The organism is Paenibacillus sp. P36 (assembly GCF_045866505.1).
Lineage (GTDB): Bacteria > Bacillota > Bacilli > Paenibacillales > NBRC-103111 > Paenibacillus_E > Paenibacillus_E chondroitinus.
Genome location: NZ_AP038372.1, coordinates 4574362 through 4594487, shown reverse-complemented (window position 1 = coordinate 4594487; position 20126 = coordinate 4574362). Strand labels below are relative to the sequence as shown.

The 20126-nt window shown below is 44.7% G+C and carries 22 protein-coding genes; 19 read left to right on the top strand and 3 right to left on the bottom strand.

The features are described from left to right. Nucleotides 1-12 precede the first annotated feature (12 nt). Nucleotides 13-1137: a Ger(x)C family spore germination protein gene (locus ACKTT9_RS20625; protein WP_407867388.1), complete on the bottom strand. Its 1125-nt coding sequence runs from the start codon at nt 1135-1137 to the stop codon at nt 13-15. A 17-nt stretch (nt 1138-1154) separates the two neighbouring features. Continuing rightward, nucleotides 1155-2498: a spore germination protein gene (locus ACKTT9_RS20620; RefSeq protein ID WP_407867387.1), complete on the bottom strand. Its 1344-nt coding sequence runs from the start codon at nt 2496-2498 to the stop codon at nt 1155-1157. A gap of 206 nt (nt 2499-2704) precedes the next feature. Here ACKTT9_RS20620 and ACKTT9_RS20615 point away from each other — a divergent pair, with 206 nt between their 5' ends. The 4 genes from ACKTT9_RS20615 to ACKTT9_RS20600 all read left to right on the top strand — a co-directional run bounded on the left by ACKTT9_RS20615 (nt 2705) and on the right by ACKTT9_RS20600 (nt 5820). After that, the gene (locus tag ACKTT9_RS20615) at nt 2705-3604 is read left to right on the top strand and encodes an SDR family oxidoreductase (protein ID WP_407867386.1); all 900 of its coding nucleotides are present in this window, start codon (nt 2705-2707) and stop codon (nt 3602-3604) included. A 323-nt stretch (nt 3605-3927) separates the two neighbouring features. Then, complete coding sequence (locus tag ACKTT9_RS20610; protein ID WP_407867385.1) at nt 3928-4926, top strand: aldo/keto reductase; 999 nt, start codon at nt 3928-3930, stop codon at nt 4924-4926. Nucleotides 4927-5114: 188 nt separating this feature from the next. Beyond that, on the top strand, nt 5115-5597 hold the full coding sequence (locus ACKTT9_RS20605) for a DUF2975 domain-containing protein (protein ID WP_407867384.1): 483 nt from the start codon (nt 5115-5117) through the stop codon (nt 5595-5597). A gap of 10 nt (nt 5598-5607) precedes the next feature. Then, entirely contained in the window at nt 5608-5820 is a 213-nt protein-coding gene (locus ACKTT9_RS20600; protein ID WP_407867383.1) for a helix-turn-helix domain-containing protein, read from the top strand. Nucleotides 5821-5848: 28 nt separating this feature from the next. Here ACKTT9_RS20600 and ACKTT9_RS20595 read toward each other — a convergent pair whose 3' ends face one another. Next, entirely contained in the window at nt 5849-6466 is a 618-nt protein-coding gene (locus tag ACKTT9_RS20595) for a TVP38/TMEM64 family protein (protein WP_407867382.1), read from the bottom strand. 200 nt (nt 6467-6666) lie between these two features. Here ACKTT9_RS20595 and ACKTT9_RS20590 point away from each other — a divergent pair, with 200 nt between their 5' ends. The 15 genes from ACKTT9_RS20590 to ACKTT9_RS20520 all read left to right on the top strand — a co-directional run bounded on the left by ACKTT9_RS20590 (nt 6667) and on the right by ACKTT9_RS20520 (nt 19983). Further along, entirely contained in the window at nt 6667-7605 is a 939-nt protein-coding gene (locus ACKTT9_RS20590; protein ID WP_407867381.1) for an aldo/keto reductase family protein, read from the top strand. A gap of 104 nt (nt 7606-7709) precedes the next feature. Beyond that, nucleotides 7710-8696 (top strand): zinc-dependent alcohol dehydrogenase family protein, encoded by a 987-nt coding sequence (locus ACKTT9_RS20585; protein ID WP_407867380.1) that lies wholly within the window; start codon nt 7710-7712, stop codon nt 8694-8696. A gap of 23 nt (nt 8697-8719) precedes the next feature. After that, nucleotides 8720-9235 (top strand): nucleoside deaminase, encoded by a 516-nt coding sequence (locus ACKTT9_RS20580; protein WP_407867379.1) that lies wholly within the window; start codon nt 8720-8722, stop codon nt 9233-9235. 81 nt (nt 9236-9316) lie between these two features. Then, entirely contained in the window at nt 9317-10345 is a 1029-nt protein-coding gene (locus ACKTT9_RS20575) for an AraC family transcriptional regulator ligand-binding domain-containing protein (protein WP_407867378.1), read from the top strand. 50 nt (nt 10346-10395) lie between these two features. Next, nucleotides 10396-11190 (top strand): SDR family NAD(P)-dependent oxidoreductase, encoded by a 795-nt coding sequence (locus ACKTT9_RS20570; protein WP_407867377.1) that lies wholly within the window; start codon nt 10396-10398, stop codon nt 11188-11190. A 124-nt stretch (nt 11191-11314) separates the two neighbouring features. Further along, complete coding sequence (locus tag ACKTT9_RS20565) at nt 11315-11734, top strand: HIT family protein (protein ID WP_407867376.1); 420 nt, start codon at nt 11315-11317, stop codon at nt 11732-11734. Between the two features lie 180 nt (nt 11735-11914). Next, the gene (locus ACKTT9_RS20560; RefSeq protein WP_407867375.1) at nt 11915-13294 is read left to right on the top strand and encodes an FAD-binding oxidoreductase; all 1380 of its coding nucleotides are present in this window, start codon (nt 11915-11917) and stop codon (nt 13292-13294) included. Nucleotides 13295-13348: 54 nt separating this feature from the next. Beyond that, entirely contained in the window at nt 13349-14296 is a 948-nt protein-coding gene (locus ACKTT9_RS20555; protein WP_407867374.1) for a helix-turn-helix transcriptional regulator, read from the top strand. A gap of 56 nt (nt 14297-14352) precedes the next feature. After that, entirely contained in the window at nt 14353-14835 is a 483-nt protein-coding gene (locus tag ACKTT9_RS20550) for a GyrI-like domain-containing protein (RefSeq protein ID WP_407867373.1), read from the top strand. A gap of 113 nt (nt 14836-14948) precedes the next feature. Then, nucleotides 14949-15134, top strand: a complete 186-nt coding sequence (locus ACKTT9_RS20545) for a hypothetical protein (RefSeq protein WP_407867372.1) — start codon at nt 14949-14951, stop codon at nt 15132-15134. 143 nt (nt 15135-15277) lie between these two features. Beyond that, a complete protein-coding gene (locus ACKTT9_RS20540) occupies nt 15278-15628 on the top strand; it encodes a hypothetical protein (protein WP_407867371.1) in 351 nt (116 codons plus the stop codon). A gap of 38 nt (nt 15629-15666) precedes the next feature. Next, nucleotides 15667-16272, top strand: coding sequence for a DUF1349 domain-containing protein (locus tag ACKTT9_RS20535; RefSeq protein WP_407867370.1), 606 nt, complete (start codon nt 15667-15669; stop codon nt 16270-16272). Between the two features lie 27 nt (nt 16273-16299). Next, the gene (locus ACKTT9_RS20530) at nt 16300-16761 is read left to right on the top strand and encodes an SMI1/KNR4 family protein (RefSeq protein ID WP_407867369.1); all 462 of its coding nucleotides are present in this window, start codon (nt 16300-16302) and stop codon (nt 16759-16761) included. Between the two features lie 291 nt (nt 16762-17052). Further along, the gene (locus ACKTT9_RS20525; RefSeq protein ID WP_407867368.1) at nt 17053-17397 is read left to right on the top strand and encodes a hypothetical protein; all 345 of its coding nucleotides are present in this window, start codon (nt 17053-17055) and stop codon (nt 17395-17397) included. A gap of 21 nt (nt 17398-17418) precedes the next feature. Beyond that, nucleotides 17419-19983 carry a BclA C-terminal domain-containing protein gene (locus tag ACKTT9_RS20520; RefSeq protein ID WP_407867367.1) on the top strand — a complete coding sequence of 855 codons (2565 nt, stop codon included), beginning with the start codon at nt 17419-17421 and terminating at the stop codon, nt 19981-19983. Nucleotides 19984-20126: the final 143 nt, after the last annotated feature.

Genomic DNA, 20126 nt, shown 5'->3' with positions numbered 1-20126 from the left:
CTTCCTCCCATGCTATTGATAAGTAGTACTTGTATTGCCGATTCCTTCAACGGTAGATTGAATCAACACATCAATTTTGATGTTTTTCCAATGTTCCTCGCCGATGCCTTCATCTTGAATTCCTAAAAGATCCCAAGATTTTTCGTGTGTTAACTTAATAAACCGGTCTATTTTTTCCTTCAATTCTTTATTGTAAGCAGCTTCTATTTCACCGAGATTTTCCAAACTCATGGGAACAGTTTGATTATTTTCTACGACTCTAAGCACGGCTTTGATGTTCATAACGAGACGCGGAGGCGAGTCAGACAGTTCATATTTCCGATGTACTCGGATATCTTGCGCTTCAACTACAACAGAGGAGCCATTTACTTCAAGCGTGTTTGAAGTAACTTTGAGTTGGCCGTTTAAAAGATAATTCAGTCTTTTCGTACTCTCATCTACGCGACCTACCATTTTAGCGTGCTGAAATACAGCTCCGTCTGTGAAAGTCAAAGAGTTTTTACTGGCTTGAATACTTTCCAATCGTTCTGTTTTGGAAGAGGACTGTACTCCGGAATAATGGAGAATCGGAATGATGATTGGTTGGTTCATGGAAACACCCCTAGCCACGTCTCTTAACCGACTAGGAAATAAATGTTTATGAAATGTCCGCGCATGCATGTCCATCACGGAGCGAATATATTTGCCGGGCACTCTTTCCAGAGCCGTATAACTGTACATAATATCTGCGAGAGGGGAATCAGCGACAACAAAATCAACGTTTGTTCGCCGATCAGGATCTCGCTCAATGAAATTGATAAACTCCAATATGCCTTGTTTGGCAAAGCTTTCGGAGACAATGTAGCACTGGATATGCGGTGTGAAAAATTGTCTGGGCATAATCATGCTCGTACGTCCTGCAAGACGGCCGAAATTCATTTCATTGATTTTAAAAGTGTAGACTGGCGCACTCGAAGTGCCTCCTTGCTTAGACGCAATACCTGTAGGGTTTATAACTTGATAGTAAGCTGTGAGTTCACCTGTCTTGGGGTCTTTATCCGCGCCAGCTATATTCACAATGGCTAATTGATTAATTTCCCTTTTGTCCCAGCAGCCTGTACAGATATAGAGAAGGAGTAAAACTATGAAGACCCTCATTATTTACTCCTTTCCTGCTACTTGTCATGAGACCAACGAGGGAGTCGATTCATCAGGAATCTCGGGACTCGAATGATCATATCTTTCCAAGCCGATAGGTGCAGTGGGGCTACAGGCGACAAATAATGGACTCCGAAAGAACGTAAGGAAGCCAAGTGAACTAGCATGATATATACGCCTATGAGTAACCCGTATAAACCTAACACACTGGATAGTCCAAGAAATGCAAATTGGACAATACGTTGAGCAATACCGAAGCTATAACTCGGTGAAATGAAGTTGGATATAGCCGTTAGAGAAACGACGATCACCATTGCGGCTGAAATAAGTCCAGCCTCAACAGCTGCTTGCCCTAGAACAAGCGCTCCAACAATGGAAATCGCTTGGCCGGCGATGCGCGGCATCCGTAAGCCTGCTTCACGTAAAATTTCAAACGTTACCATCATAATTGTCGCTTCGACAAAAGCAGGGAAGGGAACTTGTTCGCGCTGAGCCGATAAATTAATAAGCAGGGACGTTGGCAAAAGTTCTTGATGATAACTGACAATGGATACGTATAAGGCAGGTATGAAGATGGCAAGCAGGAATGTAAACATACGAAGCCACCGAATTAGTGTTGCAATATCCGCTCGTTGGTAATGGTCCTCGGGGGAAGTGAAGAACTGAAAAAAAGTGACCGGCCCTAGCAGCACCATGGGTGTACCATCCGTCAGTACGGCAACCTGTCCTTCAAGCAGCTTCGCTACGACAGAATCCGGACGCTCTGTTGTTATTAGCTGTGGGAAGGGAGAGAGTGTTTTATCCTGAATCCATTCCTCTATATAAGCACTCTCGATGATTCCGTCGGTTCGTATGGAAGAGATGCGACGACGAAATTCATCGACAACCTGTGGAGAAGCTACATCACGCAAATAGGATATGTAAATCGTAGTTTGTGTCTGGGAGCCGAGTACAATTTTTTCGAAAATCAAATTTTTGCTTTTTAGCCTTTTGCGAATCAAGGGCACATTCTGCGAAATATCCTCGACGAATCCTTCCCTAGGCCCGCGAATGGCGACCTCCGAGCTCGGTTCTTCAATACTTCTGTAGGAGGACTTCGAGACGTCAAAGCTCAGGTACTTGCTATCAGTAGAAGGGATGAGCAAGCAATGTCCATCAAGCAGTTGATGGATCGCTTGACTGAAATCGTCCAGCGCTTGCCTTTGCCCAATTGGAATAGAACTCATCAACCATGCAAGGTTTGTTACATGATTGCCTTGTTGATTCGCAGAAATAAGTGGTTTGAGGATCAGTTCATCGACTTGATTAGCCATTGTGATGGAGGCAATGTACACGCAATGGACAGTCGAATTGTCCTGCATCGTCAACTACAAGCAAATAAGATCCGGTGGATTCCCCAAATCTCGCGCAATTTGCTGTGCGATAATATCCGCTTCGATATGCACGACGATATCCCCCCTGTAAGTTCCTAGTTGTATATAATTTCCTTGCCAATAGTTGTTTATTCACCTAGGAACGTTTTATCGAATAGGATGTGTTAGCCTATATAACTTGGGAGGTTTTTTTGTTGATTCCAGTTTTCGCTTATTATGGCCACGAAATGAAATGTGACATTGTTCCCGTGGTATTTCCGCCTCAACATCAAGATGTTCAACCAGGAATTGAGGCGATCATGAACCCGATTCCTATTTCCGATAATCCGGCATATCTAGGCAGTGGTAAATTAGCAGGCAAAGTCGCAATTATTACAGGTGGAGATAGTGGAATAGGGCGTGCTGTTGCTATTGCTTTTGCAAAAGAAGGGGCAGACGTCGCAATCGTCTATCTGAATGAAGAACAGGATGCCAACACGACATCCATGATGGTGGAGCGCTATGGACGCCGGTGTTTGTGTATACAAGGTGACCTTCGGAACCCGGCTTTTTCAAGTCATGTCCTGCATCAAACGATTCAGCACTATGGAAAGCTTGATATTTTGATTCTTAATCAGGGCTCGATGTTTGAATCCAATTCAATTACAGATATTTCAGATGAAAAATTGGATGACATTTTTCGTACCAATATATTTCCCCACTTTTATATGGCAAAAGCTGCACTTCCTTATTTGAAACCTGGAAGTGCGATCGTCAGCACGGCGTCAGTAACAGCCTATCAAGGTGAACCAACAATGGTTGAGTATTCCTCTACAAAAGGAGCCGTTGTTTCTTTTACACGTTCGCTAGCCTTGCAGTTAGTTAGTAAAGGAATTCGGGTTAATGCTGTTGCACCAGGGCCAATATGGACGCCGCTAATCGTGTCTGGTTTTTCCAGTGAGAGGGTTAAATCTTTCGGTCTTGAAACGCCAATGAAACGTGCCGGTCAACCGTTTGAATTAGCTCCAGCTTACGTATACTTAGCTTCAGACGATTCTTCCTACGTTACAGGGCAAGTGTTGCATGTAAATGGCGGTGAAAATACAGAGTCATAAACACCGCAAAACAGTTGATTTCTATGCAGAGACTTCTTTGAAGTCTTTTTTTTCTGCACTTATCTTGCTATCTTTGCAAGTGGCTTGTTTTTGAATACATAGGTTGAAAACTAGGGAAAATAAAAAAGTAATCGATGTGTACAGTGGGGATTGAATCTGCTGCAATAAATCAAAAAAGAGAGGCTATAGGGCACTTTTAAGTATCTATAGCACTCCAAAGTGCGTACTTATCAAAAGAATTGAATGCTCCTATAATAGCACTCAGGCACCAAGCACAAAGTGTAGAATACACACATTCACATATATCGGGAGGAATTATTAGCATGGGTAAGTTGTTTAAAGATAAATTAGGATTTGGTACGGCTCCATTAGGAAATATGTTCCGTAATATCCCTGAAGAAGAAGTTATGGCAACATTAGATGCTGCATGGGAACAAGGTATTCGCTATTTTGATACTGCTCCGTTCTATGGTGCAGGATTGGCTGAAACTCGTTTAGGTAAAATGCTGGCAAATCATAATAGAGATGACTATGTTCTAAGCACAAAGATTGGCCGAATCATATCTGACGAACTTGAAGATCCCACTACTCGAGATCTTGGTGAAAAAGGTGGCCTGTTTGAATTCGGGAACAAAAATAAAATGATCGTAGACTATTCCGCGGATGGGACTTTGCGTTCCATTGAACAAAGCTTAAAAAGATTAAATACAGATCGGCTTGATATTGTTTACATTCATGATATTGCACAGGATTTCTATGGCGATGAATGGCTTATCCATTTTGAGACGGCTAGAAAAGGTGCCTTTAAAGCTTTGACAAAATTAAAAGAGGAAGGGGTAATTAAAGGTTGGGGGCTTGGTGTTAATCGAGTTGAACCGATCGAAATTACCCTCGAATTAGGTGAGGCCAAACCGGACATTAGTTTATTGGCAGGCAGATATACGTTACTTGACCACGAGAAAGCACTTCAACGCTTGATGCCTAATGCTTTGAAAGAGGGAATGGAAGTGGTCGTTGGGGGGCCATATAGCTCAGGTATTTTGGCTGGTGGCAATCACTTTGAGTATCAAAAAGCTTCACCTGAGATTATCGCTAAGGTCGAAAAAATTAAAAGCCTTGCAACTCGGTATGGAATCAGCATTAAAGCAGCTGCCCTTCAGTTTTCGTTAGCCAATCCAGCTGTTGCAGCTGCTATTCCTGGTGCTAGTAAACCAGATAGAATTGTTGAAGATAAAGTTGCGCTTAACGAAAAAATACCTGCTGAGTTTTGGGAAGAGATGAGGAAGGAACATCTGGTCGCAGAGGATGCTCCTTTAGCTTAATAAAAGAGCAAAGAAAACGCAGCTAATACCGAACTGCACCCCATTTGTTAGATACAACTAACAAGTGGGGTGCAGTTTTTTTGATTAAATTAACAATAATAATGTAGCAATAAACGATATTAATTTATTGATAAACAATAAATATTATGTTAAAGTCATTTTATTAATAAATTAGCGAGGTGCTCTATATGAAACGGGGAACAACACTTTTTTTGAAGATGGCCGTTATTGTTATTGGAATTCCAATTCTTGCTTTGTGCATATTTTTAGTGCCAAAGTTCGGGGATTTTGCTGGTGGGTTATATCCAGAAATCACTTATATGAAATCTCTCGTATTAATCGATATGTACGCGGCAGCGGTACCTTTTTACATTGCTTTGTATCAAGCTTTTAAACTTTTGAGCAACATTGATAAGAACCAAGCGTTCTCGGAATTATCCGTAAGGGGCCTAAAGAAGATAAAATACTGCGCCATTACAATCAGTGGCTTGTACCTGCTAGGTATGCCGCTTTACTATCTCATGGCGAGGAGAGTGGATCCTCCATTTATCACCGTCACTGGATGGGTCATTATTTTCGCTTCTATCGTGATCGCCGTTTTTGCCGCTGTTCTCCAAAGACTTTTACAGGAAGCAATCCAAATAAAATCAGAAAATGATTTAACGATCTGAGGTGATGTACATGGCGATTATCATCAATATTGATGTGATGTTAGCAAAACGGAAAATGAGTGTCACGGAGCTTGCGGAGAGGGTCGGAATTACGATGGCGAATCTCTCCATTCTGAAAAATGGGAAAGCAAAAGCTGTTCGTTTTTCAACGTTAGAAGCGATATGTAAGACTTTGGATTGTCAGCCAGGTGATATTTTGGAGTACAGAAGCGACGAAAAATAAAGGAGATTTTAATGGAGACCAAGTTTTATTAAACCCATCGCTTCTTGAGCCAGACGCGGTAAACGATATAGACGGAGGCCAAAAAAAGGATATACACACCGACCGACAAAACTAGCTTGCTGGTGCCAGCAAACAGATTGCTGCCAATGAACGCAAACAGAAGCATAGCAGGTATTTTACCCAATGCAGAAGCAACGGCGAATGTAACGACAGGAACAGAAGTAATGGCAGGAATGACATTAACGACAGCCTGAGGGATAACGGGGATTAGTCGAGCTAATAAAATAGTCAGGAACGGATTTTTTTCAATCGCAGCTTGGAGCTTTTCCAGCTTTTCATATTTGGACAAGTAAGCACGGCCCTGTTTTTGAAATAAGTAGCGAGCAAGCCAAAAAACAATGACAGACGCGATTGAAGCAGCAGTCCAACTAATCAAAGCACCCATCAAGGGACCGTACATAAACCCGAGCATGCCGATAACTATTTTATAGGGAATGACTGGCACAATAATAAATCCGAGCGCGGCCAAAAAAATAAGCAGAAGGGGTGCGTCCCCGTGCTGCATCCATTTCAAAATTTCATCCTTGAATACATAGACAGTAATTATGAGCACGAGATATATGCAGATGGTGAACCATTTCTTCATTTGGTAAATTGTCTCCTTGGTCTGAATCGTTCATCTAGCCTTGTTAGTCATATTTAGTGTAACACAATCATTATTCAAAGAGTTAACTTACTATACTCTCGTAAAGTATGTAAATAAAATTTCAGTACTTTTAAAAGAATCCTTAGTGTTTTATCATTAGATAGACAAGTTCGCAGATCAAAATGGAGGGAATGGAGCACATGAAATACCGGAAATTAGGAAAATCGGGACTAAAGGTTAGTGAGATTAGCTTAGGCAGTTGGCTTACATATGGCGGTTACGTTGAAAAGAAAAATGCAGTAGATTCAATTCACAATGCCTATGAACTCGGAATTAACTTTTTCGATACAGCAAACGTATATGAACGCGGAGAAGCTGAGAAAGTGGTTGGAGAGGCGCTTAGCGGATACTCCCGCGATTCTTATGTACTTGCAACGAAAGTGTTTTGGCCTATGGGGACGGGGCCCAATGACCGGGGATTATCCCGTAAACATGTTTTCGAACAGTTACATGCCAGTCTTAAGCGTCTGAATACGGACTATGTTGATATTTATTATTGCCACCGCTTCGATCCTGAAACACCTGTAGAGGAAACGCTTCGCACGATTGATGATATGGTGAGACAAGGCAAAATTTTGTATGCTGGAGTCAGCGAGTGGACCGCTGCACAAATGGCGGAAGCACTGGCAGTAGCTGATAAATACTTGCTTGATCGCATCGTCGTCAGTCAACCGGTCTATAACATGTTCAACCGCTATATCGAAAAAGAGGTGATTCCGCTCGGCGAACAGAAAGGCATCGGCCAAGTCGTTTTCTCGCCACTTGCTCAGGGTCTTCTCAGTGGGAAGTACACATCAATCTCCGAAATTCCAGCAGATAGCCGTGCAGCTAAACTGGAAGGTATGAGAAACGGGATCACAGAGGAGAAAATCGCTAAAGTCGGACAGCTCAATGTTATCGCTAAGGAGCTGGGAATTACTGTAGCTCAACTAGCCCTAGCATGGATTTTGAGACAGCCTAATGTTGCGAGTGCGCTCGTAGGCGCAAGCCGTCCAGCGCAGGTAGAGGAAAATGCGAAGGCGTCTGGTATCGAGCTTTCATCGGATGTACTTAATAAAATTGAAGCCATTTTGGCTTGAAAAAAGATCTAAACTTTCGGTAAAATGTGATAGAACTTGAAACCGGCCTTAATGGCCGGCTTTTTGTTTATATTTGATCTTTTATTCCGAGGAGAAGCATAGCTTTGAAAGCAAAATATATTATATGCAATGAATTTGGCGACCCTAAAGACGTGTTGAAAGTCGCTTATAAAACTATTCAGCCCCCAGAGGATAATGAAGTCCTTGTGCGAATGTTGGTACGACCGATCAATCCATCTGATTTGATACCGATTAGAGGTTCTTATTCACACCGAATTTCTTTACCTCATATTCCGGGTTATGAAGGGGTTGGCATCGTTGAAGAGGTTGGATCCTCCGTCTCTCAAAGCCTCATTGGTAAGCGTGTATTACCTTTACGGGGAGAAGGGACGTGGCAAGAATTTGTTAAAACAACCGCTGACTTTGCCGTTCCTATTCCTAACTCTATAGATGATTTTACTGCGGCCCAGCTCTATATAAATCCAATTACAGCGTGGGTCATTTGTACGGAAGTGTTTGCACTAGGTCCAGACGATGTATTGGTAGTCAATGCGTGCGGCTCAGCGATCGGGCAAATTTTTGCACAATTATCAAAGGTTCTGGGATTTCGGCTTATAGCGGTTACGAGAAATCATAAATATACGGAAGATTTACTTAGACTTGGCGCCGATTTTGTCATTAATACCTCTGAAGTCTCCTTACAGATGACCTTAATGGATCTAACGAACGGACAGGGTGCAGATGCCGCCATTGATTCTGTGGGAGGGACCTCAGGAACAGAATTAGCATTGTGCGTTCATAACAAGGGAACGTTTTTGACCATTGGGCTTTTATCCGGTATTCAAGTAAATTGGGCGGAAATTGCTAAAGCACAAGTGAATACGAAATTATTTCATTTGCGACATTGGAACCAGAAAGTATCGATAGAAACTTGGAAAGATACCTTCAATTGTTTGCTTACGTTATTAGATGAGAAAAAATTAAAACTCATGGTGGAGGGTTCGCATTACGATTTGTCAAATGTAAAAGAAGCTGTCAGTGTAGTTGAAACTTCTAAACACGGCAGTGGGAAGGTCTTTTTAACAAGTTAATATTTTCAAAAGGAGACTAGCTCATGCTGGATGATCGTAAATTTTTATTGGAGGCATTTATTGAAGCTGAGAAAGCCCAAGAGGCAGGTACCTATCCGATTGGAGCAGTTATCGTGGATTCCGACGGTAAGATGATTAGCAGGGGACATAACAAGGTCTTTACGCAAATAGATACAACCGCACACGCTGAGGTCGATGCCATTAGAAACGCCGGTGCAAAAATGCTTGATGCTGAGACCAAGAAATTTCTTAAAAAAGGTTATACTTTATACACAACATGCGAACCTTGCCCGATGTGCAGTTGCACAATTCTATTATCTTTCAGTATTACTCGGGTTGTTTGGGCTGCAAACGATCGCGACATGGGAGCGATGAGAAAGTTTATCGAAGGACCGCATTTTCAAGATCGTTTTAGTAAGATTTCTATTGAAGCAGCCCCTTACAGGGATTTAGAGATTCGTCAGAGGAAAATGCTTGCTGAATGGTCTATAAAACGAGGGTTTGTAGATACTCACTGGCAGCATCATAATGATGATTAGAAGTCATGGTAATTATTTTAACCCTATTTTATTATAGGAGGAAAAGCCGCATAATGCATACCACCCTGGAGGTCAACCGTTATGAAAATTTCAGCAACCGATCGAGTTAAGCTCGCGCCAGGGTTCTGGTCCAGTTTGCGCTTACTAGGGATATCCCCACAAGAAGTAGCGCGTCATGCCCGTCTATCCCTGACTGTTATCAACGACCCGGTCGTTACGACGGCCCAATACTATGCGATCTGGCAGGCTTATGCCGAACTTGTTGGCGATACTGCCACGGCAATCGTCAAATTGGCCATCGCATTCGAGACAGCGCAATATCCGCCGGCCGCCTTAGCAACCTTTCATGCCCGAGATTTCCGAGATGCTCTTATGCGAATGTCTCGTTATAAACAAATGTGCCCGCCAGAAAGCTTGTTTTTGCGTCAAGAAGGAGAGCATGTTGTCGTTGAACTGGGTTGGCAGCATGCCGTTGAGCCTGGACCACCTGTACTGGTAGGCATTACACTAGCTTATCTCCTGGAACTCGGACGACGAGGAACAGGTCGCCCTCTCAAAGCTCATTCTGTTGAGCTCGTCCACGATATTGGAAACTCGAAAGTTCTCGAAGATTTTTTTGGCTGCTCGGTTCGAGTAGGTGCTTCTGGTAACCGGCTTACGCTGTACGTTAGTGATCTGGAGCGTCCGTTTATTTCTTATAATGAAGAACTCCTGGATATTCTAACGCCTACCTTGGATCGTCATTTGGATGAACATCAGAGCAGAGGCAAGATCAGCAATAAAGTGAAATGGATTCTGTCACGCTGCCTTTCGCGCGGGAGTATCGACATTCAAACCGTTGCCAAAGAGCTGGGAATGAGTGATCGCACCTTGCAGCGGCGCTTGACGGAAGAAAGAGCAAGCTTTAAGCAGTTGTTGGTGCAAACCAGGCATGAGCAGGCGCTCTCCTATTTGGCAGACCCGTCACTGGAGATCAAAGAAATCGCTTTTCTCGTCGGCTACGAGGATCAGAACTCATTCTACCGGGCATTCCGCTCGTGGGAAGGGGAGACTCCAGCTAATTGGCGCCTTGCGCAAGAACATTGGCGTTCTTCGCTAGTTACCGAATAGTCGAATCCAGCTATCATTATCTGTATCCTCAACATAAGGAGTGTAGACAGATGGATATGGGTTTAAAAAATAAAACGGCATTAGTGACGGGTTCTACTAAGGGAATCGGTAAGGCGATTGCCTTGGAACTTGCCAGAGAAGGCGTTCATGTTCTCATAAATGGTAGGAGCAATGAAGAGGTTGAACTTACCGTGAGGGAGATTCAGGCGAAATTTCCTGATACTCAGCCCAAAAGCGCGACAGCCGATCTCGTAGATGCGCAGCAAAGAGAAGCTTTATTCGTGAAGTTCCCTCAAGTCGATATTCTGGTCAATAATATGGGTATCTACGAAATCATGTCCTATGATGATATTGATGATGCCGAATGGGAAAAGTACTTCCGCACGAACGTGCTTGTCGCGAACAGTTTGACGAAGTTCTATCTGCCTTCCATGTTGAGCATAGATGTTGGACGCGTACTCTTTATCGCGAGTGAGGAAGCCATTATGCCTTCGGGACTGATGCCTCAATACGCCGTGACTAAATCGATGCTCCTCTCGTTATCCAAAAGTTTGTCTAAACTGACCAAAGGATCGGAAGTCACCGTAAATACAATCATGCCCGGGCCAACACTTTCCGAGAATGTGCAAATGATTATTGAAAGCATGTATTCGAATGAAGAGATGACCTTCGAGGCGAAAGAAAAGGATTTTATGGCGAAGAACTTGCCGCAATCTGAAATCCAACGCTTCATACGACCTATGGAGATCGGTCGGCTAGCCGCATTTATCTGCAGCCCATATGCCTCCGCGTTCAAAGGCTCGCCTATCCGTATGGATGGCGGAATGGTACCGACAATTTTTTAATGAACTAATATGATGTCAGTAGACAAGTCAATCGAAGAAATGGATTTTATATACATGGGAAAATATGATTGGTATAATATCGTTGATCCTATTATTCCATTTCTATCGAACAGGAGTGTCAGACATGAGTTCAATTTGCAATTATTGCAGTAAAAACGAAGCACTGAACAATCTTATGATCGAAATCGGCCAGTTACGCGTATCAACCTTGTATTTGTTTAAGGAACAGACGTATAAGGGGCGCTGTATTGTCGCGCTAAACGAGCACGAAACGGAGTTTTTTCATCTGTCGCAAGAGAAGCAAGACGCTTATATGCGCGATGTAGCACAAGTGGCAGCAGCCATTGAAAAAGCGTTCCAACCGGATAAAATTAACTACGGTGCATTTGGCGATACAATGCCGCATGTACATTTTCACATCGTACCGAAATATAAAGATGGCTACACCTGGGGAAAAATGTTTGAAATGAACCCAGCGGCAAATCTTCTTTTAACTGAGGAACAATACGGGGCACTTATTGATCAAATCAAGAGCCATCTATAAAGAAAGATAAGCATCCGCAGAAATTGCGGATCTTTTATTTTTTCGGAACAAATTACCGTATCATCCTGATTATTTTTTAAGATTTAAACAAGGCGTTTGCCGTTACTAGGACAGGTGTCCCTACATAGACATATGCTGATGAGAAAGGCATATGCCATGAACAGGGATGGTGTAAAATAGATGGCCCAAAACCGGACAAAAGCAGGTACACGATTAACCGGAAGAATCGTATTTCCGGATATTCCGACTTACCATGCAGCCAGAATGGAGTTCAATAGACGCTTTTCCAAATTTCCAAAGGTCATTGTTTTTTGCAGGCGAACTCAGGATGTGATTAACGCAGTCAAATGGGCTCGTGAGCGGGGTGTACGACTGAGAGTGCGCAGCGGGCGGCATAGCTATGAAGCTTTTTCGGCTGTAAATGGCGGAATTATTATCGATGTAAGCGAGATGGATAAAGTTAAGGTTGACCGGAAAAACAGGGTGGCCATTGTTCAAACGGGTAATCCACTTGCTCGTGTCTATAAAAAACTGTGGAATAAGCGTATGGCACTGCCGGCTGGGACTGCCCCTGACGTAGGTGTAGCTGGGCTTACACTGGGAGGCGGGATTGGACTCTTGTCCCGGAAATATGGACTTACATGCGATAACTTGAAACAAGTGAAGATGGTCGTAGCATCAGGTCGGTATGGAGCAAAAACAATTGTGGCAAACAGGAGGCAGCATGCCGATTTGTTGTGGGCATCAAGAGGCGGCGGGGGAGGAAACTTTGGCATTGCTACAGCCTATACGTTTCGGGTTAGACCCATTTCAACGGTGTCAATATTTAGTGTCACATGGAAATGGAGTGATTTGGAGAAGGTGTTGCCAGTTTGGCAGCGCTGGGCTCCGTCCGTCACGAACCGCTTAACTTCTACAATCGAGGTTTCTGCCAAACAGGTAGGGACTATTGTATCTACCGGCCAATTGCTTGGCGGTGCAGAGGAGCTGCGTCGTTTGATTAGACCGCTCTTGCTGGCAGGCACTCCGGTGAAGGTGCTGGTGAAGACGGTACCATTTATTGTAGCAACCAAATTTTTTGCCGAATCGGACTTACATTTGGAACCGAAATTTAAAATAAGCGGCGCTTACGTGTTTCAACCTTTACCACGAGAAGGAATCCGAATCATTCGTGTCTTTTTATCCAAAGCACCCAACAGGCATTCTACCGTGTGGAGTCAAAGCTTAGGTGGTACAGGAAGCGCAGTAAGCCGAGTATCTCCCACTGCAATGGCCTATCCTCATCGGAAAGCTGAGACCATTTACGAACTGTCAGCACGTTGGAGGAACAACCGTGAGCAAGAGCGGAATATCCAGTGGGTAGAAAGGTTCCGCAGAGCGTTACGTCCCTTTGTTAAGGGGGATTATGTGAACTTTCCCGATTTGCAGATTAAAAACTGGCCCAAGGCGTATTACGGTGTGAACTTTGGCAGATTGAAGCAGGTGAAACGAAAGTATGACCCCTATAATGTGTTTCGTTTTGCTCAGAGTATTCCAGTAGGTAAAAAGGCAAAAAAATAATAGTCTAGTGAGGTGTGAAATCTGTGACTTTGTTTTGTAAGATCAGCTTTTCGTATGAAAATTGACCGCTTGCTGGCCATGACGGTGCTGCTGTTGAATCGCGGGCGTGTCAGTGCCAAAGAATTGGCTGACCGTTTTGAAGTTTCGACGAAGACGATCTATCGGGATATGGAGACCCTGAATCAATCGGGTATTCCGATTGTGGCTCATCAGGGCATATCCGGAGGATTTGAAATCATGGAACCCTACGCCATGGCTCGGCAATTCTTAACGCTCAGTGAAATTGAAGCCATCGTCGCGGCGGTAAAAGGAATACATACCGCCGTGGATGACCGCGTGTTTGGCACTCTATTGGATAAGGTAAAGGCCCTGCTCAGTCGTGTAGATCGCCATCAACTGGATCAGCAGGGAGCGGGACTTGTTTTCGATTTCAATCCGTGGGGGCAAGGACCTGCAGCGAGGGATAAAGTGAATAGCTTGAGGCAAGCGATTGAGCATACAAGAAAAGTAAGTTTCAAGTACTTGAACATGAACGGTACGGAGAGCGAGCGAATTGTTGAGCCTACCGTTTTAATTTTAAAAGGATACCTGTGGTACGTGCAGGCTTATTGCACGCTTCGCAGTGAATTTCGAGTGTTTCGATTATCTCGTATACAAGAGCTGCGGGTGTTGGAGCAAACTTTTGTTAGAAAACAAGCCCCTTCGCTAGAGGGTTATGCGTGGGAGTCGGATTGGTCAAGTGCGAATTTGCAAGAGATGACATTTCTATTTGATTCGAAAGTTCGGCATCGTGTTGGGGATTCCTTCGATCCGGAGCAAGTTAGAAGTAAGGACGATGGTTCTTTACAGGTAAAAGGACGCTTCACCGAAGATGAATGGCTTTACAGCATGCTGCTGAGTTACGGTGAACATGTCAGAGTCGAAGCACCGAGTCACGTAGTTGAAGAAATGGTGAATCGGGCACGAAAAATTATGGAGCGATATCAGAAACTGGACAGATAGGTGTCCACGTTCTCCTAGTATACTGATGTTAAATACAAGGAGATGAGGATGAAATTATGCGTACATATATAACCGAGCAACCAGCAATCACACTAACAGGAGTTCATGTGCGAACAACAAACGCAGAGGAAGCGGGTCCGAATCGGCGGCTGCCGAAGCTGTGGGAAACGTATTTTCAAAGTCAAATCACCTCACAGACCCCGACAATCAATTCCCATCTGATCTATGCGCTCTATACGAATTATGAAAGTGATGCTTCAGGCGCGTACACCACACTGATCGGGCACCAAGTAGCCGGCGATAAGTTGCTAGACGAGGACAAGTTCCATACCGTGGAAGTGCCAGCAAGCAAATACATGGTATTTACAACGGAAAAGGGCCCTGTTTATGAAGTGGTCGCACAGGCGTGGGGAAACATATGGGCTTATTTTAAGGAATCAAAGGAAGTAAGGGCATATACAGGAGATTACGAGCTGTATGACGCCGGAAATTTAGATCCTGAGCAAACACAATTACAGATTTTTATAGCAATTAAATAGCTGAAAATGCGCCTAATGTAGGCGCTTTTTCTATTGTTTAATGATACAGTTTGCTTCTCTTTGTTTAGAATGCGATAATGGAAAAACACCAAATTTTAGGAGGTCCAATAGGAATGAAATACATGGTTGATTATCAATTTACCAAGCCTGATCAGGGGATGCAAATACACAAAGGGTCAATTGAAGTTGACATTGAAAGTGACGTGGAGTCGGAGATCATACAAAAAGCAAAAGAAATCGTTATGGAAAAAGAAGGCGTTACAGAAGTGAAAGTAGGTTTAATAAGTCCGGAATGTTAAGCCGCTCATACGAAGCGGCTTTTTTAACGAAAAAAACACGCATGTTCCATAGAGTGGGAAATCGGATTGAATGTATAGGAAAGCGCTTTCTAATCCCGATTTGTGCTACAATTACATAGACCATACTTGCGAAGGAGCTAACCTTGGGCATTAGGAATTATCTGATTGAAGGCGTTTCCGGAACCGGTAAAACTTCGGTCTGCAATGAATTGCAGCGGCGAGGCTACCAGCCCATTCATGGTGACCGAGAATTAGCTTATCAAGGCGATCCTGAAACAGGTGCACGAACGGATGGCGTCACGCACGAGCACCACATATGGCATGTAGATAAAGTAAGGGGCGGTAAGAAAGCAGAGCGGGAACTCATTGTGCGATTGCACCGTACGAAAGAAGACATTCCGCAAAACGGGATAATAATCGACGCCACTGCATCGATTGCACAAGTCGTTGACGAGATCATCCGTCTAAGCGAAACAAATAAATGCCAACGTTAGAAGTTATTTCAATTTTTGATGGATGGAGATGGTTGGGTATGGATCTTTTTAAAAACTGTGTAGGGAGAAGTCTACCTACTTCCCTTCAATGGATGAATGAACCACATGAATGGGAATTTTCTGAACAAAGTGAACTTATGATTACTGCGCCACCTCGAGCAGACTTTTTCCATAACCCAACAGAGGAAACAAGAAAAAATTCTGCTCCATTCCTTTACACGACAACAAATGAGAATTTCATTTTAACCAGTCGGGTCAGCGTAGACATATGTGAGCGGAATGATTCCGCATGCCTTATGGTCATGGCAGACGAGAATAACTGGGCCAAGTTATGTTATGAAGATTTTAGAGGCCGACCTTCCATTATTAGTGTTGTAACGAAAGATATTTCGGATGATTGTATCGGTGACTATGTTGGGAATGTGAATCCTTTCTTAAGAGTATCTCGATATGAGAATTGCTTCGCTTTTCATTATTCTCTTGATGGTAAAGAATGGGCATTAGTGCGATATTTTGGAATGAAGAATAGTCAAAGTTTAAAAGTTGGTGTGGTTGCACAGAGCCCAGTTGGTGAAGGATGTGTAGTGAAGTTCGATGACTTGCATCTCTTTCCCAATTCGAATAAAGATGTAAGAAATATTTGATCATTCCTTAAGGAAGTAGGTTTGTTAGTGAGAAGTGAACATTTATTAAAGCTCCTGCAAGAGAAGGAATTGCATACGGACCGTCCATTCGATGGGTGTAGCGAAGCAGAGATAAAGCTGCTGGAGCAAGAAATGGGAATCAGGTTCCCCGAGTCTTATCGTCAATATTTACTTGCAGTCGGCCATTATTCGGGAAGATTGTTTCAAGGCACCGATATGCAATTCTTACAGCTAAAAGAACTTCAGGATGAGGCAAATAAATTATTGCGAGAGAATAATAACCCAGTCGTGCTGCCAGCTGGCACTTTTGTATTCTCCATTCATCAGGGCTATGAAATTAGATTTTTTGATTTAACTGAAGGGGAGAATCCTCCGGTCATGGAATGGTATGAGGGAAGCATGAAAGGAATAGTTAAGCTCTACGATTCATTTGAAGAGTTTCTTACCGATTCGATATATCAGCATACAGTTATAAAGTGGCTTGATTAGTCTTAGGGGAAATAGAGAGTAATAATTAAACATATATCAAAGTATCAAAGTACCAAAATACCAAAATACCAAAATACCAAAGTCAGAAACAAGAGGGCTGCCGCGAGAACGGGCAGCTTTTTTGCGCTGTTTTGGAATTTACCACTTTGTGGAAATAATTAGGTTGTATCTTTTAAGTCCAAGCAATCTCTTAAAAACTTACATACTTTAGAAGTAGTATTTACTAACTAGTAAATATATTTTGCAAACCAGAGCAATTATCAACTATATGAATAGGAGGGAAAAACATAAATGGCTGTCTTATCAAGCGGTCCGATAGAAAACAATGCTATCAGTGGTACGAGGTCCACTCAACAGATAACAATACTAATAGATAATAGAGATACTGTTAATTCTGCATCTCTTATCATACAAGGATATATCTTAAATGGTACAAGAACATTATATGTTCTTGATGTTTTGGATGTCTTTCCAAATCAAGTTCTGACCAAAAATTACTTTGCTAATTTCGATAGATTTGAATTCCTTTTTACAACAGGAGGCACCGCTGCAGATCAGACTGAAGTCTCCTTATGGGGAAAAAATGCATCCGGGCAGTTAGTTACAGCTCATCGGCTTGTAACATCTGAACTTTAATAATAGGAGGTTTTATATTATATGGCTATTTTGTCGACTGGGCCTATTGAAAATAGTGCTGTCAGCGGAGTTAGACCAACTCAGCAAGTAACGCTCATTATTGATAATCGGGATACCGTCAATTCTGCTTCTGTAGTCATTCAAGGTTATGTTTTAGAAGGCACAAGAACATTATATGTTCTTGATGTATTGGATCTTTTACCAAATCAAGAGGTAACTAGAAGTTACTTTGCTAATTTTGATAGTTTCGAATTCGTATTTACAACTGGAGGTACTGCTGCAAAACAGATCCAAATTTCCGTTTGGGGAAAATCAGCCACAGGAGAATTAGTAACAGCGCATCGTCTTGTTTCTTCTGAACTCTTTGGAGATAACACTGGAGCTACAGGACCTGCTGGAACTACAGGTGCAACCGGGGCAACAGGGACTACTGGCGCTACAGGCACTATCGGAGCAACTGGTGCTACTGGTGCAGCAGGAGTTGCTGGCGCAACTGGGGCTACTGGATCAGCAGGGACTATTGGTGCAACTGGGGCTAGAGGTGCAACCGGTGCTACGGGTGCAGCAGGAACTAACGGAGCAACGGGTGCTACGGGCGCAGCAGGGACTAACGGAGCAACGGGTGCTACGGGCGCAGCAGGAACTAACGGTGCAACAGGGGCTACGGGTGCAGCAGGAGTTGCCGGCGCAACTGGGGCTAGAGGTGCAACAGGTGTTACAGGTGCAGCAGGAACAAACGGAGCAACGGGAGCAACGGGCGCAGCAGGAGCAAACGGTGCGACAGGTGCAACGGGCGCAGCAGGAGCAAACGGTGCGACGGGTGCAACGGGCGCAGCAGGGACAAACGGTGCGACAGGAGCAACTGGCGCAGCAGGGACAAACGGTGCGACAGGTGCAACGGGCGCAGCAGGGACAAACGGTGCGACAGGTGCAACGGGCGCAGCAGGAGCAAACGGTGCGACGGGTGCAACGGGCGCAGCAGGGACAAACGGTGCGACAGGAGCAACGGGCGCAGCAGGGACAAACGGTGCGACAGGAGCAACGGGCGCAGCAGGGACAAACGGTGCGACAGGAGCAACTGGCGCAGCAGGAACAAACGGAGCAACGGGAGCAACGGGTGCAGCAGGAACAAACGGAGCAACGGGAGCAACGGGCGCAGCAGGGACAAACGGTGCGACAGGAGCAACGGGCGCAGCAGGGACAAACGGTGCGACAGGAGCAACGGGCGCAGCAGGGACAAACGGTGCGACAGGAGCAACGGGCGCAGCAGGGACAAACGGTGCGACAGGAGCAACGGGTGCAGCAGGGACAAACGGTGCGACAGGAGCAACGGGCGCAGCAGGGACAAACGGTGCGACAGGAGCAACGGGCGCAGCAGGAGCAAACGGAGCAACGGGAGCAACGGGCGCAGCAGGGACAAACGGTGCGACAGGAGCAACAGGTGCAGCAGGAACAAACGGAGCGACAGGGGCTACGGGTGCAACAGGAGTTGACGGTGTAACCGGAGCAACGGGTGCAGCAGGAACAAACGGTGCGACAGGAGCAACGGGTGCAGCAGGAACAAACGGAGCAACCGGAGCAACGGGTGCAGCAGGAACAAACGGAGCGACAGGGGCTACGGGTGCAACAGGAGTTGACGGTGCAACCGGAGCTACGGGCGCAGCAGGAACAAACGGAGTAACTGGGGCTACAGGTGCAACAGGAGTTGACGGTGTAACCGGAGCAACGGGAGCAGCAGGAACTAACGGTGCAACAGGGGCTACAGGTGCAGCAGGAACAAACGGAGCAACCGGAGCTACGGGCGCAACAGGAACAAACGGAGTAACAGGAGCTACAGGTGCAACAGGAGTTGACGGTGCAACCGGAGCAACGGGAGCAGCAGGAACTAACGGTGCAACAGGGGCTACAGGTGCAGCAGGAACAAACGGAGCAACCGGAGCTACGGGCGCAACAGGAACAAACGGAGTAACAGGAGCTACAGGTGCAACAGGAGTTGACGGTGCAACCGGAGCTACGGGCGCAGCAGGAACAAACGGAGCAACAGGGGCTACTGGTGCAACAGGAGTTGACGGTGCAACGGGTGCTACTGGCGCAGCAGGAACAAACGGAGCAACAGGTGCCACAGGTGTAACAGGAGTTACCGGCGCCACCGGTGCTACTGGCGCAACAGGTACGGCTTTCACGAACACAAACAGCTTTGCCGCGAATACGGCCGGCTCCGTCATCGCCGTTGTCCTTGGCGGAACTAACGTTCCACTCCCTAACAATCAACTGCTTAATGGCGGCATTACTGTCAACGGCTTAAACGATACGTTTACGGTGCCGTCAGCCGGAGACTATATGATTTCTTATCAAGTTAATGTAACTGCCGCTTTGTTAGTCAGCACACGATTGCTTATTAATGGAACACCATCTACTCCTTCCATTATTTCACCAGTAATCTCTATATCAGAGTTTAATAACTTGGTCATATTGAATCTAACTGCAGGTAGCACGATTACACTCCAATTATTCGGATTACTCGGTGCCGCGACGCTGCTTAGTGGAGCTGCCGGCGCTGCTCTGACCATCATTAAAGTCTCTTAATTGCGAGTCACTTAGAAGCACTTTTTCGACCAAATAGCATTTAGGACTTGAAGTAACTTTCTAGGCTCTTTCGCTTCCCTTTGGGAAAACGGAAGAGCCATTTTTCATTTTGAAAAGGCCAATCTGCCATGGCAAACTGACCT